This window comes from Bacillus silvicola (genome assembly GCF_050524305.1).
Classification (GTDB): Bacteria; Bacillota; Bacilli; order Bacillales; family Bacillaceae_G; genus Bacillus_A; species Bacillus_A cereus_AT.
Genome location: NZ_JBNGVC010000024.1, coordinates 147,208 through 153,207, shown reverse-complemented (window position 1 = coordinate 153,207; position 6,000 = coordinate 147,208). Strand labels below are relative to the sequence as shown.

The window sequence follows — 6,000 nt, the reverse complement described above, 5'->3', positions numbered from 1 at the left end:
TGAATACCTATAAGGTAGGTTTAGACAAAGCCGTCGCCTTAAAACCGAATATAAAAGACTATAATAAATATCCATATTTAAAAGGGTATACCACTAGTGGATCTACGACTGATTTTTACATTCCCGTGATTCATTGGAATCTTATGAATGATTTTCGAAGAGACGTGACTCTTATGGCATTAGACTTGGTAGCAATATGGCCAACATATGATATAGAAAAATATACAAACCCCAATGGTGTGAATATTCAATTATCAAGGGAGGTCTATTCAACAGCGTACGGTAAAGTTGAAAATAAATCGCAAAATTGGGAAGTTATCGAACGTAATTTTGTGCGGTCACCTCATCTCGTTACGTGGCTAACAAACTTAGCCTTTTATATGTCATCAAATCCTGGCTATTTTGATTTGGAGCAATATGCAGGGATAAAGAGCAGGCTGTCTCTCACAGGCAGTAATTCCACCTGGGAGGAAGGGCTGTCACCTGTTCAGGCATATTCTTCGATCCAGAACGTTACATCTAATGACATTGGTGGCCTGAGAATAACAACTAATGAAGTCACGTGTGCATTTGATTTTAAGAATCCTATAGGTGCAAGGATTAAGGCTTTTGGAAAATGTTATGAGTCGTCCTTCGGGGGGCAGTATGCGTATGTACATGAGGCAAGTATATCTCCTCCTTCCAGTTCTTATCCAGCCACGCATCGCCTATCCTATGGAAATGCAATGGAATCTAAACTTGCAAGTGGCACTAAGGGGTTAAAGTGTGTAGGATTATTTGGATTTGGCTGGTTGCATAACAGCTTAACACCAGAAAATACAATAGTATCTGATAAAACGACTCAAATTCCGGCGGTGAAAGGAAATGCCGTAGATAATGGCGCTACGGTGGTAAGAGGTCCTGGTAGTACGGGAGGGGATCTTGTAAGATTACCTGCGTATAATCAGCAATGGACACAATTGCGTGTGAAAGTAAGACCGTCCGCCACTGCACGAACAAGAGGATATAAAGTTCGAATCCGATACGCAAGTGAAGGTAATGCCAATCTATTTGTAGGGAGGTATGATGATTCTTACGGATGGCGGGAAAACGATAACTATCCGGTTGAACGAACGTTTTCCGGAAGTATGACATATAGCGCTTTCACTTACTTGGATACCTTCAATTTTTCCGCAAATGAAGAAGAATTTAAAATAGAGCTACGTTGTAATAGTGGTGGCCCTATCTATATTGATAAAATTGAATTTATTCCAGAACCAGAACCACCAACGCCAGAACTACCAGTAACTCCTGGTATCTATCAAATCGTGACAGCTTTAAATAATAGTAGTGTTGTAGATATGGATCCAAGCACTAAGAATGTTCACTTATGGCAAAATGGTAATGCTGCTAACCAAAAATGGAGGTTCGTTTATGATTCGGGTCAAGGAGCGTATCAAATTAAAAATATAGCGGATGAAAATTTAGTATTAACTTGGCAGCGGTCGGAAGGAGATAATGTGAGAGCAGTCTCTAATGCAAACCGTCCAGAGCAGTATTGGATCATTCAACAGAGCGTTGTAGATACAGAATATGTTTTTTTACAAAATAAGTCTAATCAAACTAGAGTATTAGATGTAAGTGGTTCTGGTACTGCAAATGGAACAAATATTGGAGTATACACTAATAACGGCACCACAAATAAAAAATTCAAACTTACTAGGTTGAGTTAAAACGATGTAGTGTAATTATTTTTGGTTAAAATATACATTTAACACGCATCTTAAAGCAAAGCTCACGAAGGAGGATGTTCAATGAATTACAATGTGACAAAAGCGCGAGAGGCGGTCCATGCCTTGTTTTCGAATCCAACGACCTTACAATTGAACGTCACAGATTATCAGGTGGATCAGGTGGCAACATTAGTAGAGTGTCTATCTGATCAAATCCATCCAAAAGAAAAAATGTGTTTGCTGGATCAAGTGAAATGTGCAAAACGCTTGAGTCGGGAACGGAATCTATTAAACTATGGAGATTTTGACTCTTCAGATTGGTCTGGCGTAGATGGATGGAACATAAGTGCTCATGTATACACGATAGCGGATAATCCGATCTTTAAAGATCATTATCTCAATCTGCCAAGTGCAAATCATCCCATATTGAGTGATAAAATATTTCCAACGTATGCATATCAAAAGATAGAGGAAGCAAAGTTAAAACCATATACCCGCTACATCGTACGAGGATTTGTGGGGAATAGTACAGATTTAGAAATATTCGTCGCGAGATATGATAAAGAAGTGCATAAGAAAATGAATGTACCGAATGATATCATCCCAATCAATCCGTGTACAGGAGAATCTTTATTGCAATCAACTCCGTATCCCGTTATGTCAAGCAATAGGATGCCGCAAGACATGTGGTGTAATCCATGTGAGAATGGATATCAGACTGCAGCCGGGATGATGGTTCAACAGACAAATATGGTGTGTCAAGATCCACATGAATTTAAGTTCCCTATTGATATAGGTGAGCTCGATATGGAGCGAGATCTAGGCATCTGGGTTGGGTTTAAAGTGGGAACGACAGATGGTATGGCAACACTAGATAATATAGAAGTGGTAGAAGTAGGACCGCTAACGGGAGATACCTTAACTCGTATGCAAAAACGAGAGCCAAAATGGAAGAAAAAATGGGTAGAGAAACAAATGAAGGTTGAAAAGGCGGTACAAATCGCACGAGATGCGATGCAGACGTTATTCACAAATTCTAATCAAAATCGTTTGCAAACGGCTATCACATTACAGGATATTTTACGTGCGGAACAATTGGTGCAGAACATTCCATATGTATACAATGCATTCTTACAAGGGGATGTATCAGGAGTACCGGGTGTAGCGTATGCATATGACATGTTTCAACAACTTTCCGACGTCGTTGCGACAGCCCGGTGGTTATATGATCAGCGAAATGTGCTGATTAATGGGGGTTTCACTGCGGGATTGTCAAACTGGAATCGCACAGAAGGTGCAGACGTACAACAGATTGGAGAGGAATCTGTGCTCGTGATTTCAGACTGGAGTGCAACCATTTCGCAACAGGTGTGTGTGGAACCAGAACATAGCTATGTGTTACGTGTAACGGCAAGAAAAGAAGGATCTGGAGAAGGCTATGTGACGATTAGTGATGGTACGGAAGAAAATACAGAAACATTGAAGTTGATAGCTGGTGAAGGGGCGACAAGTCCGGCCGCATCTAATAACCGTTCTACACTTCGCGAACGCTATACTGAGCGTAATATGGTGACCTCTTATACAGAAGCATATGGAACAAATGGGTATGTTAGAAATCAAGATATGTCGAACTATCCATCAGACAATTATGGAAGAAATGCATATCCTGGCGCTACTCCTATGAATGATCAATCAGAGAGTTTTGGATTTACTCCGTACAGTGATGAAAATAGTATGATGAATGATCCATCGAACCATTACGAAATGAATGCATACCCTGGCAATATCAATATGCCAACGAATCAAGGGGCGGTGTGCAAATGCGGTTGCAATAAAAACGCATATCCGAATGAGAATATGACGATGAGCAACTATTCACCAAATCATTATGAACCCAATGTATATCTTAGCAACACAAACATGACCAATCATCAGGGAATGGGCTGTGGATGTGATGATAGCGTCGATGAATATCCGATGGTAGAAGAAAGTACCCTTGACCTTTCTGATTATGTAACGAAAACGGTGGAAATCTTCCCAGAAACGAATCGCGTGTGTATTGAGATTGGAGAGACAGCGGGAACATTTATGATAGAAAGTATAGAATTGATTCGAATGGATTGCGAATGATCCATTAGGTAGCAGGCTCCCTGAAGTAGTAGGGAGCCTGCTTGTTATGATATAAAACGTGAAACAATTTTTATGTGTAGAGAGGAAAATTGCTTCTATGGATGTTTCTTACAATTAACGACGCTCGCATTCTCGTGGAAGATCACATGGAATGGAACCCAGCGTAATTACATTAATCTTATCAACTACCAGATGCGCAAGTCCTGGAAAACAGTCAAAGTCAGATAAAATCACAAGTCCATTTTGAAAACCTTGAAATGTTCCTGTTGTTGGTGGTTGACAGTCGTATTGTATGATAATACATGTACCAGGGCTTAAGCGTCTTAAAAAATGTAGAATGCCATTTGTATAGTAACCTGCACTATAATTTTGATAAATCTCATTCTCGAGTGGTCTTTGCTCACATTGACAATGATTGTGTTCGTTTTTCATTTTATCAGGCCTCCTTATGTTTACAGTGCACTCTATGTCTGTAGAAACAATTGGGTGTATGTACCATAAAAAAAGGTAACTACTCAGCCTCCAAAAGGAGGCTGAGTAGTTACCCTTTTATTCTACATCTATACCAATCGGGCTATCTTCCACTACGATTGTATCCACCACAACATTATCTTTTACCTTGATCACCGATACATTATTTGAACCAAAATTTGCTACATAAACAAATTTTCCATCCGAAGTAATCGTGATCCCTCTTGGCTGAAGGCCAACAGGGATCGTTGTAATTACAATATTTTGTTTTATATCAATGACAGACACAGCATTCGCCCCAAAGTTTGCTACATAAGCAAACTTTCCATCTCGAGTCATAACAATCCCTCTTGGTTGAGGGTTTACAGGTATGGTGTCAACAACCATGCTTTGTTGGACATTTATGACAGACACAGTATTTGAATTACTGTTTGTTACGTAAGCAAATTGTCCGTTTGGTGTGAACATAACTTGTCTTGGCCCATCCCCAACCGCTATTGTACCAATCACCATATTCGTTTTCGTGTTAATTATAGATATATTATCGGTTCCATCATTCGGAACATATAAAAGTTGATCATTTGGTGAAACAGCGCCTAAAATAGGTCCATCCCCAACCGGAATTGTTGCAATTACCAAATTTGTCTTACTATCAATAACTGATACAGTATCTGAACCATTATTCATCACATACACACGTTTTCCGTTCGGACTAATGACAATACCAGCGGGATGATTTCCAACAGGTATGATAGTACTAACACTTTGCTGTTTTACATCTATCACGAATACATTATCTGAATCAAAATTTGCTACATAAGCAAATTTTCCATTTGGAGTAATGGCTACACCATATGGACCTGTACCAACAGATAGATTGTTTATTACAGTATTTGTTTTGGTATCAAATATGGTAACAGTATTTGAACCACTATTTGCAGTAAATCCTAATTTCGCCATCTGACACGCCCCTTATTTCATCTTTCTTTTTTGTTTGAATGATTACATGTTAGTATTGTTACACTCTTGGTTCTATTACAAAGTTAATTTTAAAAATTGAGTGATTCGAATAAAATTATTTTATGTGATTTTATGGAGAAGTTTCTCCACAGATAAGAAATGTTTGCACCAGAACGGATTTGACTATAGACAGGTAAAAATCAGTTTGACAGCTTATCCAAATATGTGTGTAGACAAGTACACCCTTTAAGAGATGTATACATATAATGAAATGATAAAAAATATATTATCTATCTGTTTCTATCAATGGATAAGGATAGAAATTTGATTCTATGAAAATGGAGGGAATGTGTATATGTGCAGACAATGTCATCATGATTCTCATCATAAAAGAATGTCTTCACCCATCTGTCAATTTTTGAAAACATTAACAGCGGGGGATGATGTGGATACACTCATTATTGGTGGACATGATAAAAGTGTAGATGCGTTTGTAAGTTTTGATAGAAAAACTGGAGTTGCGACATTTGTTCGAAATAATGGTACGGTATTTGTCGTAGGTTGTGATCAAATCGATGCAATTCTGATTGATGATTAGTAGAATACAATCAAAATTGGGTAAAAAAGAGACAAGCTTTTTCAAGGATGTAAGAATAGAACCATTCTGACTGAAATCAGTAAGAGAATGGCTACTTTATTACTACTAAGTAGGTAAGTCAAGCACGTT

Annotated in this window: 5 protein-coding genes; 3 read left to right on the top strand and 2 right to left on the bottom strand. The window is 38.5% G+C overall.

Annotated elements, in window-relative coordinates; genetic code table 11:
• Positions 1 to 1,712 (top strand): delta endotoxin C-terminal domain-containing protein (locus ACP6L7_RS36130; protein WP_430529900.1); only part of this gene is annotated, 1,712 nt, incomplete at its 5' end.
• Positions 1,713 to 1,793: 81 nt separating this feature from the next.
• Positions 1,794 to 3,842 carry a hypothetical protein gene (locus ACP6L7_RS36125; RefSeq protein WP_430529751.1) on the top strand — a complete coding sequence of 683 codons (2,049 nt, stop codon included), beginning with the start codon at positions 1,794 to 1,796 and terminating at the stop codon, positions 3,840 to 3,842.
• Positions 3,843 to 3,956: 114 nt separating this feature from the next.
• Here the strand turns inward: ACP6L7_RS36125 and ACP6L7_RS36120 are convergent, their stop codons facing one another.
• Positions 3,957 to 4,274: a hypothetical protein gene (locus ACP6L7_RS36120; RefSeq protein ID WP_430529162.1), complete on the bottom strand. Its 318-nt coding sequence runs from the start codon at positions 4,272 to 4,274 to the stop codon at positions 3,957 to 3,959.
• A 117-nt stretch (positions 4,275 to 4,391) separates the two neighbouring features.
• Positions 4,392 to 5,273, bottom strand: a complete 882-nt coding sequence (locus ACP6L7_RS36115; RefSeq protein WP_430529161.1) for a beta-propeller fold lactonase family protein — start codon at positions 5,271 to 5,273, stop codon at positions 4,392 to 4,394.
• A 355-nt stretch (positions 5,274 to 5,628) separates the two neighbouring features.
• Between ACP6L7_RS36115 and ACP6L7_RS36110 the strand changes: the two genes are divergently transcribed.
• On the top strand, positions 5,629 to 5,871 hold the full coding sequence (locus ACP6L7_RS36110; protein WP_430529160.1) for a hypothetical protein: 243 nt from the start codon (positions 5,629 to 5,631) through the stop codon (positions 5,869 to 5,871).
• Positions 5,872 to 6,000: the final 129 nt, after the last annotated feature.